Below are 15,753 nucleotides of genomic sequence, written 5' to 3'. Positions count from 1 at the left end.
GAGACCTCCGACAGCGACCACGCTGACTCTTTGCCGTTCACGTATCGGAGGCGCAGTGGATGTATCCGTGGCCCTGTGGGTCCTGACCATCGCGGGGCTCGCCGCCCTGATCTCGGTCGACTTCTTCATCGGCCGCAAACCCCACGACGTGTCGATCAAGGAAGCGGGCATCTGGACGGTGGTCTGGATCGCCCTGGCCGGACTCTTCGGGCTCGGCCTGCTCGTCTTCGCCGGCGGACAGCCGGCCGGCGAGTTCTTCGCGGGCTTCATCACCGAGAAGTCGCTGAGCGTCGACAACCTCTTCGTCTTCGTCCTGATCATGGCGAAGTTCGCGGTGCCCTCGCAGTACCAGCAGCGGGTACTGCTCGTCGGTGTCCTCATAGCCCTGGTCCTGCGGGCCGTCTTCATCGCGGCCGGGGCCGCGATCATCGCGAGCTTCTCCTGGGTCTTCTTCCTCTTCGGTGCCTTCCTGATCTGGACCGCCTGGAAACTGATCCAGGAGGCCATGTCGGGGGAGGAAGAGGAGGAGTACGAGGAGAACAAGCTGCTCAAAGCAGTCGAGCGCAGGTTCGGCGTGGCCGACCGTTACCACGGCACCAAGCTGTGGATCCAGCAGAACGGCAAGCGTGTCATGACGCCGATGCTCGTCGTGATGCTCGCGATCGGTACGACCGACGTGCTGTTCGCGCTGGACTCCATCCCCGCGATCTTCGGTCTGACGCAGGATCCGTACATCGTCTTCGCCGCCAACGCCTTCGCCCTGATGGGGCTCCGTCAGCTGTACTTCCTCATCGGCGGGCTGCTGAAGAAGCTGGTCCACCTCTCCTACGGCCTGTCCGCCATCCTTGGTTTCATCGGCGTCAAGCTGGTGCTGCACGCCCTGCACGAGTCCGGGGTGCACGTCCCGGAGATCAGCATTCCGGTCTCGCTCGCCGTGATCTGCGGTGTCCTGATCGTCACCACGATCACCAGCCTGATGGCAACCAGGAGGCAGTCGGCGCCCGCGGCGGCGAAATCGCCCGGCGAAGGATCGAAGAACAGCATCGACGCATGACCGGTGTGAAGGCCGACGTCCGACCGCGATGAAGGCGGAAAGAACCGGAGGCGGTGGGCGGCGCGTCACGCCCACCGCCCGCCTCCGGAGCCGCGCCCGCTGGTGAGGCTCCCTGCCCGCCCACGGGAGACCGGACAGGTTCAGGCCGACGCGCCGGACACCCCGAACCTGCGAGGCCGAGCCGCGCTCCCGCACCCCACCCTTGCCGACTCGGCTTTGCGCCGGAAAGGACCGGAATGCGAACCCTGTACGCCTCTGCAACCATCACCGCATGATCTCTCGGCTCAGGTCGCTCACTCAGTGGACGTTCCTCGTGCCGGTGCTCGCGGTGGTCCTGCTCGTCTTCACCTGGGGCCGCAGCCTGCCCGGCGCGCTCGTCGCGCTGATGACCGTGGTCCTCGCCGGGTCCGTCCTGGCGGCCGTGCACCACGCCGAGGTGGTCGCCCACCGGGTGGGCGAGCCCTTCGGCTCCCTGGTCCTCGCCGTCGCCGTCACGATCATCGAGGTCGCCCTGATCGTCACCCTCATGGTCGACGGCGGTGACAAGAGTTCAACGCTGGCCCGGGACACCGTCTTCGCCGCGGTGATGATCACCTGCAACGGAGTGGTGGGCCTCTCCCTCCTCGTCGGTTCACTGCGCCACGGCACCGCGGTCTTCAACCCGGAAGGCACCGGTGCCGCCCTTGCCACGGTCGCGACCCTGGCGACCCTCAGCCTGGTGCTGCCGACCTTCACCACCAGCAGACCGGGCCCCGAGTTCTCCGGTGTGCAACTGACCTTCGCGGCACTTTCCTCGCTGATTCTCTACGGACTGTTCGTGGCCACGCAGACCGTCCGGCACCGTGACTACTTCCTGCCGATCACCCGCCACGGCGAGGTGATCTCCGCGGAAGACCATGCGGAGGCGCCCTCGGCGCGCACGGCCCGGACCAGTCTCGGCTTCCTGGGCCTGGCCCTGGTCGGCGTGGTCGGTCTCGCCAAGGGCGTGTCACCGACCATCGAGTCCGGTGTGGCGGCAGCCGGCCTGCACCACGCCGTCGTCGGCGTGATCATCGCACTGCTCGTACTGCTTCCCGAGACCATCGCCGCACTCCGCTCCGCACGTCGCGACCGGGTGCAGACCAGCCTCAACCTCGCCCTCGGCTCGGCGATGGCCAGCATAGGGCTGACCATCCCGGCCGTCGCCCTCGCCTCCATCTGGCTCTCCGGACCGCTGGTCCTCGGCCTCGGCGCCACGCACATGCTGTTGCTCGCCCTGACCGTGGTCGTCAGCTCCCTGACCGTCGTGCCGGGCCGGGCCACGCTTCTGCAGGGCGGGGTGCACCTGGTGCTGTTCGCGGCGTATCTGGAACTGGCGATCAACCCGTGACCGGCTCGGCCGCCGCCGCGGGCACCGGGCGGGTCTCCGGCAGCAGGGCGAAGCACCCGAGGCTGAGCAGCGCCACCCCGGTCAGATAGGCGCCCACGCCCCAGGGCACGCGTCCGGAGTTCTCGGCGAGCGCAGTCGCCACGATCGGCGTGAGCGCACCCCCGATGACACCGCCGAGGTTGTAGCCCACCGCGGCTCCGGTGCAGCGCAGCCGGGCCTCGTACAACTCCGGCAGGTAGGCGGCGATCACCGCGAACATGGTGATGAACGCGACCAGCGCGCCGAGGAAGGCGAGGAAGATGAGCAGCGGCTCGCCGGTGGCCAGGAGCGCGACCATGGGGAACATCCACAGGGCGGCGGCGGCACACCCGGTCAGGCACATGGACCGCCGCCCGTAGCGGTCGCCGAGCAGGGCCATCAGTGGGGTCAGCGCCCCCTTGACCACCACGGCGGCCATGACACAGGTCAGCATGACGGTACTGCTCACCCCGAGCCGCTCCGTCCCGTAGGCGAGGGACCAGGTGGTCACGGCGTAGAACACGGCGTACCCCACAGCGAGCGCCCCCGCCGTCAGCAGGACCAGCCGCCAGTGGTGCCGGAAGACGTCGAGGAGCGGCACGCGCGCGTGCTCCTCGATGTCCAGGAACCGGGGGCTCTCGGCGAGCGACGACCGCAGCCACAGTCCCCCCAGGGCGAGCAGCCCGGCACCCCAGAACGGCACGCGCCAGCCCCACTGCGCGAACTGGGCGTCGGACAGCGACGTCGACAGCGCGAGCATCACGCCGTTGGCGAGCGTGAAGCCCAGCGAGGGTCCCACCTGGGGAAAACTCGACCACAGGACGCGCCGCTCGGGCGGTGCGTGCTCCGCGGTCAGCAGTACCGCCCCGCCCCACTCCCCGCCGAGCCCCAACCCCTGCAGGAAGCGCAGCAGGAGCAGTAGCACCGGAGCGGCCACCCCGATCGTCGAGTAGGTCGGCAGGCATCCCACCGCGACCGTCGTCACGCCGGTGAGCAGCAGCGAGAGGATGAGGACCGGCCGCCGGCCCCGACGGTCTCCCATGTGCCCGAACAGCACGGATCCCAACGGCCGGGCCACGAACCCGACGCCGAACGTCGCGAAGGCCGCCAGCGTGCCCGCCAGCGGCGAGAACGTCGGGAAGAACAGCGGGCCGAGGACGAGGGCCGCCGCCGTCCCGTAGACGAAGAAGTCGTAGAACTCGATCGCGCTCCCGACGAGTGAGGCGGCAGCGAGCCGCAGCATGGAAGGTGCCCTGACGGTGCGTACATCGTGCATGCCGCGTCAACTACCCACAGTGACAGGCGGTTACGGGGGCGCGCGGAGGTGAGGCGTGCGTCAGTAGGTGACTGTGATGCGCCGGGCCGGGCCGTCGACGCGAATCGTTCCGCCATAGGGGAGCACGAGCTGAGGGTCGGTGTGGCCGAAGTCGACGTCGAAGACGACCGGCATGTCCGGGGCGTACGCCCGCAGCGCACGGCACACGGCCTCGCGCTGCTCCATGACATGACGTGCCGCCTCCTGCGGGCTGTTGGGCCGCTGGAGCGACCAGGCCCTGGCACGGCCCATCAGCAGGGCGGAGAACCGTTGCAGCAGACCGCGCTCGCCGAAGTTCCGCAGGGTGCGGAACACCTCCGTGCCGCTGGGCAGGTCCTCGGAGGTCTCCAGGAGCAGCACCCCGCCGTCGTACTCCGAGAGGTCGTGCGCGATCTCCCGGTCGGCCATCAGCAGCCAGCCCAGGATCTCCAGGTTCCCGCCCCAGCCGCGGCCCTCGACCACCTGACCGGCGTTCAGCCACGTCCATCCGGTGCCGGGACGGGTGGCCGGTTCCGCGTCGAAGGTGGCCGGGTCGGCCCAGTCGCCGTTGACGTCCGTCCAGCGCTCGGCGGGCCGCAGCTCGTACGCCCCGGACGTGAACAGCGCGGCTCTCAGGGACTCCGCGGTCTGCGGGTGCATGGCGCCGGGCCGGCCCAGCTCGCACATCACCGTCGCCCCGTGGTAGCCGACGATCCCGGTGTTGTACAGGAACGCGAGCAGGTTCGTGTTGTCGCTCATCCCGAAGAACGGCTTCGGGTGAGCCCGGATCAGTTCCCGGTCCAGCAGCGGCAGCACGGTGATCTGGTCGTCGCCGCCGATCGAGGCGATGACCGCCCTGACGTCCGGGTCGGCGAAGGCGGCGTGGATGTCGTCGGCCCGCTCCTGGGGCGTCGCGCCCATCTTCCGGGTCGTCGGATACTCGACCGGCTCAAGTCCGTAGTCCTCACGCAGCCGTTCCAGCCCCAGCTCGTACGGGCGCGGGAACAGCCCTGGGAGGCCGGCCGAGGGCGAGACCACCGCGATGCGGTCGCCGGGCGAGGGCTTCGGGGGATACGCGATGGTGGGCATGGCGCGAGAGTAGGGCCGGCAGCGGCGCAGGCGCACCGTGATAAACCGGTCCGAGCGGCGGTCGCCGTCGCACCGCCCACCCCGACGGACCGGAGGACCCGTGCCCCGCACCCTGGCCAATGCCCCGATCATGATCCTCAACGGGCCCAATCTGAACCTTCTTGGCCGGCGCCAGCCCGAGATCTACGGCTCCGACACGCTCGCCGACATCGAGGCCCTGTGTGCCAAGGCCGCGGGGGCGCACGGCGGCACGGTGGACTTCCGGCAGTCCAACCACGAGGGCGAGCTGGTCGACTGGATCCACGAGGCCCGGCTCGGACACTGCGGGATCGTCATCAACCCGGCCGCCTACTCGCACACGTCCGTCGCGATCCTGGACGCGCTCAACGCCTGCGACGGCCTGCCCGTGGTGGAGGTCCACATCTCCAACATCCACAAGCGTGAATCGTTCCGTCACCACTCGTACGTCTCCCTGCGTGCGGACGGCGTCATCGCCGGGTGCGGCGTGCAGGGGTACGTGTTCGGCGTGGAGCGGGTGGTCGCGCTGGCGGGCGCGGCACAGGCCGACGCATAGGTTTGAAAGCCGGCCGACGTCTTAATACGGTCGAAAACTCGGACCGTCTCCTTCTCGGAGGACACCGATCTTGGAGGACACCGATTCCTTGAGTACACCGACCGGCGCTCCGAAGCCGTCTCTCAAGGCGACCGGTCTCCTGAGGAAGGCCGGAGGATCAAAGGCGGCCCGCCTCCACGATCCGCCGCAGGAAACGCCGGGTGCGCTCCTGCCGCGGGTCCTCGAAGACCTGCTCGGCGGTGCCACGCTCCAGCACGACACCTCCGTCCAGGAAACAGACCTGGTCGGCCACGTCCCGGGCGAAGCCCATCTCGTGCGTCGCGAGCACCATCGTCATCCCGTCGTCCTTCAGGCCCCGGACCATGGTGAGCACCTCGCCCACCAGTTCGGGATCGAGGGCCGCGGTGATCTCGTCGAGCAGTAGCAGCCGTGGACGCACCGCCAGGGCGCGAACGATCGCCACGCGCTGCTGCTGGCCGCCGCTCAGCCGGTCCGGGTACGCCCGCGCCTTGTCGCCCAGACCGAGCCGCTCCAGCAGCTCTCCGGCGCGTTTCTCCGCTTCCGCGCGCGCCACCCCGTGCACCCGGCGTGGCGCCAGCGTGATGTTGTCCAGCACCGTCATGTGCGGAAAGAGGTTGTACGACTGGAAAACCACGCCGATCCGGCGCCGTACCGCGTCCTGGTCGACCCGGGGGTCGGTGATCTCCTCCCCGTCCAGCCAGATCGCCCCGTCGTCGATCTCCTCCAGGAGGTTGGCGCAGCGCAGCAGCGTGGACTTGCCGGAGCCGGAGGCGCCGATCAGCGCCGTCACGGTGTGCGGGGCGACCTCCAGGTCGACGTCCCGCAGGACGACCGAGCCGCCGAAGGTCTTGCGGACGGACTCCATCCGCAGCACGGGGGAGCCGTCCGTCGGTGTTGTGCTCATATCGTGCCTCCCTGGGTCCGCTGCCGGTCCATGCGGGCCGTCACCCAGTCCGTGAAGCGGGTCATCGGAATGGTCAACGCGACGAAGAGCAGCCCCGCGACGATGTACGGCGTGTAGTTCAGGCTGCGGCCCACGATGATGTCCGCGGCCCGCACGGCGTCCACCGCGCCGCCGATGGAGACGAGACCGGTGTCCTTCTGGAGCGACACGAGATCGTTGAGCAGCGGCGGTACCTGGCGGCGCACGGCCTGCGGCAGCACCACGTGGCGCAGCGCCTGCCGGTTGGTGAGACCGAGCGAACGGGCTGCGGCCCGTTGCGAGGGGTGCACGGACTCGATGCCGGCGCGGAACACCTCGGCGACGTACGCCGAATACGTCAGTGTCAGCGCCGTACCGCCCAGCAGCACCGGGTCGACCGTCACGCCCTGGAGGCGCAGCGCCGGAACGCCGAGCACCACGATCATCAGATTGATGATCAGCGGCAGCCCGCGGAAGAAGTCGGTGTACGCCGCGGCCAGTATCCGCAACGGGAAGAACACCGGGCCGCGCAGCGTACGCGCGACGGCTATCAGCATGCCGAGGACCAGGACGGCGACGCCGCAGACGAGCAGCAGCCGGACGTTCAGCCACAGCCCTTCGAGTACCTTGGGGAACGCCTCGCGCGCGTACCGCCCGTCGAAGAACGTCTCCCTGGTGCGCGGCCAGCCGGGCGCGTTGACGACGATCAGATACAGGACGGCACCTGTGGCCAGCGTCGACAATGCAGCGACAGCCGTGGCGCGCCGCGCCCGGACCCGCTTGTGGCGCTCACGGTCGAGCCGCCGCCACGACGGGACGTAGGCGTCGGTGGCGGCATCCGTGCCGCCACCGGAGCGGTCGTCGTCGTCCGAGTCCTCCTGGCCGGACCGGTCGTTCGGGACGGTCACTTGAGCACCGGTGCGTCGACCGCGTCGGACAGCCACTGCGTCTCGATCCCGGCGAGCGTGCCGTTCTCGCGCAGCGCGTCGACGGCCTGGGTCACGCACGGGGTCAGCGCGCTGCCCTTGTCGAGGACAAGGCCGAACTGCTCGGGCGTACCGCCCTGGTTCTCGAACTGGCCGACGATCTCGGCATTCGTGATCTCGGCGGCCGTGATGTAGAAGGCGGTCGGCAGGTCGGTGACGACGGCGTCGACCTGACCGTTCTTCAGCGCGGACTTGGCCTGGTCGTTCTTGGCGTACACGGCCGGTTCCTGCGTCGGCCGCACCACGTCGGTGATGTAGTCGAGGCTGGTGGATCCCACCTGGGCGCCCAGCTTCAGGCCCTTCAGACCGGCGATGCCGGTGGCCTTCGCGGCCGTCGAGCCCTTGAGCGCCACGACGGCCTGGCGCACGTCGTAGTAGCCGGAGGAGAAGTCCACCGCCTTGGTGCGCTCGGCGCTGATGGACACCTGGTTGATGTCGAAGTCGAAGGTCTTCGCCCCGGGTGCGAACGCCTTGTTGAAGGGAACCCTCTGCCAGACGACGGCATTGCGGTCGTAGCCGAGTTGCCGCGCCACCGCGTAGGCGACCGCCGACTCGAAGCCCTTCCCGTTGGCGGGCTCGTCGTCCTTGAACCACGGCTCGTAGGCGGGTTCGTCCGTCGCGACGGTCAGTTTGCCGGGTTTCTCGGTGTCCAACTCGCCCTTGGCGCAGGCGGCTCCGGAAGAACCGGGCGGCGTGGTGGCCGCCTCGCCCTCCGGCTGCGGGGCGCAGCCGACGGCGGTGACCAGCAGGGCTAGAGCGGCGGCGACGGCGCCGTACAGTGCACGAGGGGCAAGGTACATGGCGGGAGAGTGGCAGCGAACGGCACGTTTGTCGAGGTCATGACGGTCATTGTCCGCATGCTGGGAACGCGTGTTGCCGGCGCGTGAACGCCGCCCGCGACCGTCGGCCGTCTCCTGGACATCCGTCTCTTGGGCGGCCGCCGCCTGGATGCCCGCGGCGCGGATGCCCGCCGACTGGACGGCCGTCTCCTGGACGCCCGCGGCCTGGGCCGCCGGCCGAGGGCGGGATGGAAGTGGCCGACGGCCCGTACCGCCCAGGAGCCGTCATCCTGCGCGGGGCTGTTTCCAGTTGACCGCGCATCGGCGCGCTTCGGGAGCGCGCAAAGGGAGTCGGTGTGTGCGAAGGGTTCACACGGGGCGCGCACCGCGAACTCGCGCGGGGCGTGCGTGCCGGGTGCGCGCCGGATGCAGAGCCGGGGATCGCACGCTGTGTGCTTGCGGCAGGCGCGTGCGCGGGGCATGCACAGTGTCGAGTTCGCGCCGGTCGCACACCTCCGCGCTTCCCACTACCTTCGCCGCGCCCGCGCCTCCGCCGGTCCTGGCCCCGCCGATCCCGGGTCGGTTCCGGTCGTTCCTGGGGCTGGATTTCCGTCATCCCGCCGGGCGGGTCACCACCCGCGCGCGTGCCACTCCGGAAGATGCGGCCGTTCCGCACCCAGCGTGGTGTCGTTGCCGTGGCCCGGGTAGACCCAGGTCTCGTCCGGCAGCACGTCGAAGATCTTCGTCTCGACGTCGTGGATCAGACGGGCGAACGCCGCGGGGTCCTTGCGCGTGTTGCCCACACCGCCCGGGAAGAGGCAGTCCCCGGTGAAGACGTGCGGGTGACCATGCGGGTCGTCGTAGACCAGCGCGATCGAACCCGGCGTGTGCCCCACCAGATGGCGCGCGGTCAACTCGACCTGCCCCACCCGGACGACATCGCCGTCGTCGACCAGGACGTCGGTCGGTACCGGGATGCCGGAGGCGTCCTCGCGACCCGCGAACGTACGCGCGCCCGTGGCCGTCACGACCCGGCCGAGGGCCTGCCAGTGGTCGCCGTGCTGGTGCGTGGTGACGACGGAGGCGATGCCGTCGTCACCGATCATGCCGAGCAGCGTCTCCGCGTCGTTGGCGGCGTCGATCAGCAACTGCTCGTCCGTGGCCCGGCAGCGCAGCAGATAGGCGTTGTTGTCCATCGGCCCGACCGCGATCTTGGTGATCATCAGGTCCTTGAGCTCGTGCACGTCCGCCGGTCCGCCGACCGTCACCTCTCCCCTGTACGTCATGGCCGTCACCCTATAGCGGGGAGGCGGCCCGAGAACCCCGCCCGGCCTACAGCGGAGGCAGCGCGGGCAGCGAGCCGCCCTCGGCCCTCAGCGCGGCGCCGTCGCGCCGTCCGGCGAGCCAGCCGAGCAGGTCGGCGGCCGGACCTTCGACGGCGACCGGACCGCCCTCGGCGCCGCCGCCGGTGGTCCAGGCCCGGCCCTCGCCGTCGCCGATGCGCGTGGTGGGCACGCCCGGGTGACCGCGGAAGCGTTCCGTCAGGAAGTCGATCTCGCGGGCCGTGAACTCCATCGGAACGTCTTCCAGCTCGTACCCGATCCCGAGGTCCACGTGGTGGAGTTCGACCTCGGCCCAGCGCCGGAACGGCACCTGGGACGCCGAGTCGACGACCCCGTTGCGCAGCTCCACCGTCCGCGACCAGTCCGCGGGCACGGCAGCCGCGTCCTGGAAGCGGGCCGCGCTCTTGCCGAAATCGGCGAGCTGGGCGTCGAGGGGACGCGGGGCGTCGCGCTCGATGTCGGCGTCACGGGCCTCGGCGGAGGCATACATGGGCCGCCCGTCCAGGACGTTCACGAGCGCGTCCGCGTTGCGGGCGAGGTGGGCCAGGATGTGGCCACGGGTCCAGCCGGGCAGCCGTGACGGCTCGGCCACGGCCGCGTTGTCAAGAGCGGCGACTGCGGTGAGGAGCCGCTCGGACGCGGTACGTACAGACGCCAGGTCGTGGACGTGATCAGTCATGACGCCGACCCTAGCCCGACCACTCCTTCGGGTGAAGGTTGTGAGCTGGTACCGCAAATCGAATGTGCGTGCTATATCGTCGAGGGTGGCGTCGGGCATGCTGGATGGCCGGGGATTGTTATGCAACCTGGGATCCGACCGGCGTTGTCAGTGGCTCCCCCTAGTCTGAAGAAGCACGGGGGCTCCGGCCCCTGTCACTTCTCTGAAGAAAGGTGCGGACCGGCGTGGCCGACCGTCTCATCGTCCGTGGCGCGCGCGAGCACAATCTGAAGAATGTCTCGCTCGACCTGCCGCGCGACTCGCTCATCGTCTTCACGGGCCTGTCGGGGTCGGGCAAGTCCTCGCTGGCCTTCGACACCATCTTCGCCGAGGGGCAGCGGCGCTACGTGGAGTCGCTGTCTTCCTACGCCCGGCAGTTCCTCGGGCAGATGGACAAGCCGGACGTCGACTTCATCGAGGGCCTCTCCCCGGCGGTCTCGATCGACCAGAAGTCGACCTCGCGCAACCCCCGCTCCACGGTCGGCACCATCACCGAGGTCTACGACTACCTGCGGCTGCTCTTCGCGCGCATCGGCAAGCCGCACTGCCCCGAGTGCGGCCGCCCCATCTCGCGCCAGTCGCCCCAGGCCATCGTCGACAAGGTCCTGGAACTGCCGGAGGGGAGCCGCTTCCAGGTGCTCTCCCCCCTGGTGCGCGACCGCAAGGGGGAGTTCGTCGACCTCTTCGCCGATCTCCAGACCAAGGGCTACAGCCGCGCCCGCGTGGACGGCGAGACCATCCAGCTCTCCGACCCGCCGGTGCTGAAGAAGCAGGAGAAGCACACCATCGAGGTGGTCGTCGACCGCCTGACGGTGAAGGACTCCGCCAAGCGCCGCCTCACCGACTCCGTGGAGACCGCCCTCGGCCTGGCCGGCGGCATGGTCGTGCTCGACTTCGTCGACCTCCCCGAGGACGACCCGGAGCGCGAGCGCATGTACTCGGAGCACCTGTACTGCCCCTACGACGACCTGTCCTTCGAGGAACTGGAACCCCGCTCCTTCTCCTTCAACTCGCCCTTCGGTGCCTGCCCCGAATGCACCGGCATCGGCACGCGCATGGAGGTCGATCCGGAGCTGATCGTCCCGGACGAGGACAAGTCCCTCGACGAGGGTGCCATCCACCCCTGGTCGCACGGGCACACCAAGGACTACTTCGGCCGCCTGGTGGGTGCTCTGGCGGACGCACTGGGGTTCCGCACGGACATCCCCTTCGCCGGCCTCCCGCAGCGCGCGCGCAAGGCCCTGCTGTACGGCCACAAGACGCAGATCGAGGTGCGCTACCGCAACCGCTACGGGCGCGAGCGCGTGTACACCACGCCCTTCGAAGGGGCCGTCCCCTTCGTCAAGCGCCGGCACAGCGAGGCCGAGAGCGACGCGAGCCGGGAGCGCTTCGAGGGCTACATGCGTGAGGTGCCCTGCCCCACCTGTGAGGGCACACGCCTCAAGCCGATCGTCCTCGCGGTCACGATCATGGGGAAGTCGATCGCCGAGGTCTCCGCGATGTCGATCAGCGACTGCGCGGACTTCCTGGGCGAGCTGACGCTGAACGCCCGCGACAAGAAGATCGCCGAGCGGGTGCTGAAGGAGGTCAACGAACGGCTGCGGTTCCTGGTCGACGTCGGCCTGGACTACCTTTCGCTGAACCGTGCCGCGGGCACGCTCTCCGGCGGCGAGGCCCAGCGCATCCGCCTGGCCACCCAGATCGGCTCCGGACTGGTCGGCGTCCTGTACGTCCTCGACGAACCGTCGATCGGCCTGCACCAGCGTGACAACCACCGGCTGATCGAGACCCTGGTCCGGCTGCGCGACATGGGCAACACGCTCATCGTCGTCGAGCACGACGAGGACACCATCAAGGTCGCCGACTGGGTCGTCGACATCGGTCCCGGCGCGGGCGAGCACGGCGGCAAGGTCGTGCACAGCGGCTCCCTGAAGGAACTGCTCGCCAACGACGAGTCGCAGACCGGTCAGTACCTGGCGGGCAGGAAGTCCATCCCGCTGCCCGACGTCCGGCGTCCGCAGGACCCGTCCCGCCGGCTCACGGTGCACGGCGCCCGGGAGAACAACCTCCAGGACATCGACGTGTCCTTCCCGCTGGGTGTGTTCACGGCCGTCACGGGCGTGTCCGGCTCCGGCAAGTCGACCCTGGTCAACGACATCCTCTACACCCACCTGGCCCGCGAGCTGAACGGTGCGCGCAACGTGCCGGGCCGGCACACGCGCGTGGACGGCGACGACCTCGTCGACAAGGTCGTACACGTCGACCAGTCGCCCATCGGCCGGACCCCGCGGTCCAACCCGGCGACCTACACCGGCGTCTTCGACCACGTCCGCAAGCTGTTCGCCGAGACGACCGAGGCGAAGGTCCGCGGCTACCAGCCCGGCCGCTTCTCCTTCAACGTCAAGGGCGGCCGTTGCGAGAACTGCGCGGGCGACGGCACGATCAAGATCGAGATGAACTTCCTCCCGGACGTGTACGTGCCGTGCGAGGTCTGCCACGGTGCCCGGTACAACCGGGAGACCCTGGAGGTCCACTACAAGGGCAGGTCCATCGCCGAGGTCCTGAACATGCCGATCGAGGAGGCCCTCGACTTCTTCGAGGCCGTCCCCGCGATCGCCCGCCACCTAAGGACCCTGCACGACGTCGGTCTCGGCTACGTCCGGCTGGGCCAGTCCGCGACCACCCTGTCCGGCGGTGAGGCGCAGCGCGTCAAGCTCGCCAGCGAACTCCAGCGCCGCTCCACCGGACGCACGGTCTATGTCCTGGACGAACCGACCACCGGTCTGCACTTCGAGGACATCAGCAAGCTGCTGAAGGTCCTCTCCGGCCTGGTCGAGAAGGGCAACACGGTCATCGTCATCGAGCACAACCTCGACGTGATCAAGACCGCTGACTGGGTCGTCGACATGGGCCCGGAGGGCGGTGCCGGCGGCGGACTCGTCGTCGCCGAAGGCACACCGGAAGCGGTCGCCGGGGTGCCCACGAGTCACACCGGCAAGTTCCTGCGCGAGATCCTCGGCGCGGACCGCATCAGCGACGCGGCCCCGCTTCCGGCTCCGCGGCGGGCCGCGGCCAAGAAGACCGTGGCGGCCAAATCGACCGCGAAGAAGACGGCCACGGCCAGGACGGCGAAGACCGCCAACAACACGGCGACGAAGAAGGCGGCCGGAGTCACCAAGAAAGCGGCTCCCGCGAAGAAGACGAGCCGGACGCACAAGGAATGAGCATGCGTCCGGCCGCCGTCGTCCAGGTGACGGTCCGGTCCTGACAAGTCCTCAAAAAGCGGTGCCCCGCGGGAACTTCCCGCGGGGCACCGCTCGTTCCATCAACAACCAGCCTGGCCCTGCGGCTTCACCGGTGCCATGAACCTCGGGCCCAGCCGATCCTTGACAACAACACCGAGAAAACAGCCCTCAACGACAGGCGCAGCCGCTGCCCCTGCCTCCGCCGTGCCCTACAGCTCCCCCAGTTCGGCGGCGTACGGCGGCTCCGCCCCCGCACGCGAGCACGTGATCGCCGCCGCACGCGCCGCCAACCGCAGCAGCCGCGTCCAGCCGTCCGCCCCCAGACCGGCAAGCCCCTCGGGAGAGAGGGCGTCCCAGGTGGACAGGCCGTGCAGCAGGGCGGCGTTCACCGTGTCGCCGGCACCGATCGTGTCGACGACGTCGACCTTCTCACCCGGCACGGAGTACTCCGAGCCGTCCCGGGTGAAGGCGGTCAGCCCGTCACCGCCCCGGGTGATCACCACGGCCGAAGGCCCTGCGGCCAGCCACTCCTGCGGGCCGCCGCCCAGCCACCCGGCGTCCTCCTCCGAGAGCTTCAACAGCGTCACGTAGGGCAGCCAGCTCCGGAAGCGGACCCGGTAGGCGTCCGGGTCCGGGATCAAGCCGGTGCGGATGTTCGGGTCGAGCGTGGTGAACAGTCCCTGTCCGGAGGCGGACCGCATCAGCTCCTCATAGGCGCTCGCCCCCGGTTCCAGGACGAGCGAGCAGGTACCGAAGGACACGGCGCGTGCCCCGGCCGGGAGGGCGGTCGGGGCCGCGAAGAAGCGGTCGGCGGTGCCCTCGACATAGAAGGAATAGGAGGCCGATCCGCTTCCGTCGACGGTGGCGACCGCGAGCGTCGTCGGCTCCGTGCCGCGCTGTACGCCCGAGACGTCCACACCGGCCCCGCGCAACCTGTCGAGCAGAGACTCGCCGAACGCGTCGTACGAGGCGCGGGAGCAGAAGGCGGCCGGGGAGCCGAGGCGGCCGAGGGCCACGGCCGTGTTGTAGGGGCCGCCGCCGAGCGCCGGCTTCAGGTCCGCCAGGGCACCCGAGCCCTGCGGTACCAGGTCGATCAGGGCCTCACCGGCGACGACGATCACGAGACGCTTCCTTTCCGAGGGTGTTCGGGGTAATCCGGTTGTTGGGATTGCTGGGATTGCTGGGATGGCTGTGGTTGCTGAGGGGGCTCCAGCGGCCACGGCCACGTGGAGGGCTCGGGGCAGCCGCACGACGTACGGTGCACGACGGCGCAGGGGAGCCGGATCGTCCGCGCGGGACGGTCCGGTGTGGCCAGACGGTCCAGCAGCACCCGGACGGCCTGTGCACCGATCTCCCTGCTGGGCTGGGCGACCGCGGTGAGCCGGGGCGAGAACAGGTCGGCCCAGACAAAGTCGTCGAAGCAGCACAGGGCGATGTCGTCCGGCACCCGCAGGCCGCGGTCGCGCAGGGTCTGCAGGGCGCCGATGGTCATCGTGTTGTTGGCGGTGACCAGCGCCGTGGGCGGAGCGGCGAGGGCCAGGAGCGCCGCCGTCGCGCGCTCGGCGCCGGCCGACTCGGAGTTGCCGTGCGCCACGAGGCGTGCGTCATGGGGCAGACCGGCCGTGGCGAGGCCGTGCCGGTAGCCGGTGATCCGGTCGCCGGTGGTGCTGAGTCCGGGGAGCCCGGCGATCAGGCCGATCCGGCGATGGCCGAGTCCGGCCAGGTGGGCGACGACCTGGGCCATGGGCTCGGCGCCTTCGGCACAGACCTGGTCGAAGGGCGGCGGGTCGACGGAGGACCCGTCGAGATGTCCGTCCACCAGCCGGTCCAGGAAGACGGTGGGTACGGCGTGACGGCTCAGGTAGGCGACGAGGTCGCGCGGCTCGGCCGACGGGGCGACGATCACGCCGTCCACACGGCGCTCATGCAGCAACCGGACGGCCTTGAGTTCGTGCCGTGGGTCGTCGTGGGGGTCGGCGATCAGCAGGCCGTAGCCCTCCGCCAGGGCACCGGCTTCGACACCCCGCAGGATCTCCGTGAAATAGGGGTTGCTGATCGCCGAAACCGCGATCCCGATGGAGCGGGTCCGGGAGGTCACCAGTGAGCGGGCGAGCGTGTTGGGCGTGTAGCCGAGCAGGTCGATCGCGTCCAGCACCGCCTGACGCGTGTGCGGCAGCACCGGGCGCGTGTCGTTCAGGACGTGGGAGACAGTCGCCACGGAGACTCCGGCGCTCCGTGCCACGTCGGCCATTGTGGGCATCGCACTTCCTCCCCGGCACCGCGGCGGACCCTCTGGCGGAAGGTATCCCAATTGGGTGGTGCGCGTAAACGCTTGCGTAAG

General features: G+C 69.8%; 13 protein-coding genes. 4 read left to right on the top strand and 9 right to left on the bottom strand.

Translation table 11 applies throughout. The annotated features are described in order from the left end of the window. The first annotated feature begins 55 nt into the window (after positions 1-55). Together ACFC09_RS25670 and ACFC09_RS25665 are read left to right on the top strand one after the other, a co-directional pair. Positions 56-1,054 carry a TerC family protein gene (locus ACFC09_RS25670; RefSeq protein ID WP_376532409.1) on the top strand — a complete coding sequence of 333 codons (999 nt, stop codon included), beginning with the start codon at positions 56-58 and terminating at the stop codon, positions 1,052-1,054. A gap of 271 nt (positions 1,055-1,325) precedes the next feature. Beyond that, entirely contained in the window at positions 1,326-2,423 is a 1,098-nt protein-coding gene (locus tag ACFC09_RS25665) for a calcium:proton antiporter (RefSeq protein ID WP_376532407.1), read from the top strand. On the opposite strand, the gene ACFC09_RS25660 is transcribed toward ACFC09_RS25665, so the two are convergent. Together ACFC09_RS25660 and ACFC09_RS25655 are read right to left on the bottom strand one after the other, a co-directional pair. Next, positions 2,413-3,684, bottom strand: coding sequence for an MFS transporter (locus tag ACFC09_RS25660; RefSeq protein ID WP_376532405.1), 1,272 nt, complete (start codon positions 3,682-3,684; stop codon positions 2,413-2,415). The genes ACFC09_RS25665 and ACFC09_RS25660 overlap by 11 nt on opposite strands. Before the next feature lie 93 nt (positions 3,685-3,777). Then, complete coding sequence (locus ACFC09_RS25655; protein WP_376532403.1) at positions 3,778-4,824, bottom strand: S66 peptidase family protein; 1,047 nt, start codon at positions 4,822-4,824, stop codon at positions 3,778-3,780. Positions 4,825-4,924: 100 nt separating this feature from the next. Here ACFC09_RS25655 and aroQ point away from each other — a divergent pair, with 100 nt between their 5' ends. Beyond that, positions 4,925-5,398: a type II 3-dehydroquinate dehydratase gene (aroQ, locus tag ACFC09_RS25650; protein WP_376532401.1), complete on the top strand. Its 474-nt coding sequence runs from the start codon at positions 4,925-4,927 to the stop codon at positions 5,396-5,398. Positions 5,399-5,555: 157 nt separating this feature from the next. Here the strand turns inward: aroQ and ACFC09_RS25645 are convergent, their stop codons facing one another. From ACFC09_RS25645 to ACFC09_RS25625, 5 genes are all read right to left on the bottom strand, one after another. Further along, complete coding sequence (locus tag ACFC09_RS25645) at positions 5,556-6,323, bottom strand: amino acid ABC transporter ATP-binding protein (RefSeq protein WP_376532399.1); 768 nt, start codon at positions 6,321-6,323, stop codon at positions 5,556-5,558. Beyond that, the gene (locus tag ACFC09_RS25640; protein WP_376532397.1) at positions 6,320-7,249 is read right to left on the bottom strand and encodes an amino acid ABC transporter permease; all 930 of its coding nucleotides are present in this window, start codon (positions 7,247-7,249) and stop codon (positions 6,320-6,322) included. Before ACFC09_RS25640 ends, ACFC09_RS25645 begins: the two co-directional genes overlap by 4 nt. Then, the gene (locus ACFC09_RS25635; protein WP_376532395.1) at positions 7,246-8,127 is read right to left on the bottom strand and encodes an ABC transporter substrate-binding protein; all 882 of its coding nucleotides are present in this window, start codon (positions 8,125-8,127) and stop codon (positions 7,246-7,248) included. Before ACFC09_RS25635 ends, ACFC09_RS25640 begins: the two co-directional genes overlap by 4 nt. 608 nt (positions 8,128-8,735) lie before the next feature. Continuing rightward, positions 8,736-9,392 (bottom strand): MBL fold metallo-hydrolase, encoded by a 657-nt coding sequence (locus ACFC09_RS25630; protein WP_376532392.1) that lies wholly within the window; start codon positions 9,390-9,392, stop codon positions 8,736-8,738. A 46-nt stretch (positions 9,393-9,438) separates the two neighbouring features. Further along, entirely contained in the window at positions 9,439-10,128 is a 690-nt protein-coding gene (locus ACFC09_RS25625; RefSeq protein ID WP_376532390.1) for a maleylpyruvate isomerase family mycothiol-dependent enzyme, read from the bottom strand. A 224-nt stretch (positions 10,129-10,352) separates the two neighbouring features. Here ACFC09_RS25625 and uvrA point away from each other — a divergent pair, with 224 nt between their 5' ends. Then, positions 10,353-13,391, top strand: a complete 3,039-nt coding sequence (gene uvrA / locus ACFC09_RS25620; protein ID WP_376532388.1) for an excinuclease ABC subunit UvrA — start codon at positions 10,353-10,355, stop codon at positions 13,389-13,391. Between the two features lie 230 nt (positions 13,392-13,621). Here uvrA and ACFC09_RS25615 read toward each other — a convergent pair whose 3' ends face one another. Both ACFC09_RS25615 and ACFC09_RS25610 read right to left on the bottom strand, forming a co-directional pair. After that, positions 13,622-14,533: a carbohydrate kinase gene (locus ACFC09_RS25615; RefSeq protein ID WP_376532385.1), complete on the bottom strand. Its 912-nt coding sequence runs from the start codon at positions 14,531-14,533 to the stop codon at positions 13,622-13,624. Then, positions 14,530-15,672: a LacI family DNA-binding transcriptional regulator gene (locus ACFC09_RS25610; RefSeq protein ID WP_376532383.1), complete on the bottom strand. Its 1,143-nt coding sequence runs from the start codon at positions 15,670-15,672 to the stop codon at positions 14,530-14,532. The genes ACFC09_RS25615 and ACFC09_RS25610 overlap by 4 nt, the downstream gene beginning before the upstream one ends. Positions 15,673-15,753 lie beyond the last annotated feature (81 nt).

Source organism: Streptomyces sp. NPDC056161, from assembly GCF_042268025.1.
Lineage (GTDB): Bacteria > Actinomycetota > Actinomycetes > Streptomycetales > Streptomycetaceae > Streptomyces.
This window is presented reverse-complemented; position numbering and strand designations above follow the sequence as displayed.

Coding starts and splice junctions, on each gene's coding strand:
- ACFC09_RS25665 (WP_376532407.1), top strand. CDS start 1,326: ATGATCTCTCGGCTCAGGTCGCTCACTCAGTGGACGTTCCTCGTGCCG.
- ACFC09_RS25660 (WP_376532405.1), bottom strand. CDS start 3,684: ATGCTGCGGCTCGCTGCCGCCTCACTCGTCGGGAGCGCGATCGAGTTC.
- ACFC09_RS25655 (WP_376532403.1), bottom strand. CDS start 4,824: ATGCCCACCATCGCGTATCCCCCGAAGCCCTCGCCCGGCGACCGCATC.
- ACFC09_RS25645 (WP_376532399.1), bottom strand. CDS start 6,323: ATGAGCACAACACCGACGGACGGCTCCCCCGTGCTGCGGATGGAGTCC.
- ACFC09_RS25635 (WP_376532395.1), bottom strand. CDS start 8,127: ATGTACCTTGCCCCTCGTGCACTGTACGGCGCCGTCGCCGCCGCTCTA.
- ACFC09_RS25630 (WP_376532392.1), bottom strand. CDS start 9,392: ATGACGTACAGGGGAGAGGTGACGGTCGGCGGACCGGCGGACGTGCAC.
- ACFC09_RS25625 (WP_376532390.1), bottom strand. CDS start 10,128: ATGACTGATCACGTCCACGACCTGGCGTCTGTACGTACCGCGTCCGAG.
- ACFC09_RS25610 (WP_376532383.1), bottom strand. CDS start 15,672: ATGCCCACAATGGCCGACGTGGCACGGAGCGCCGGAGTCTCCGTGGCG.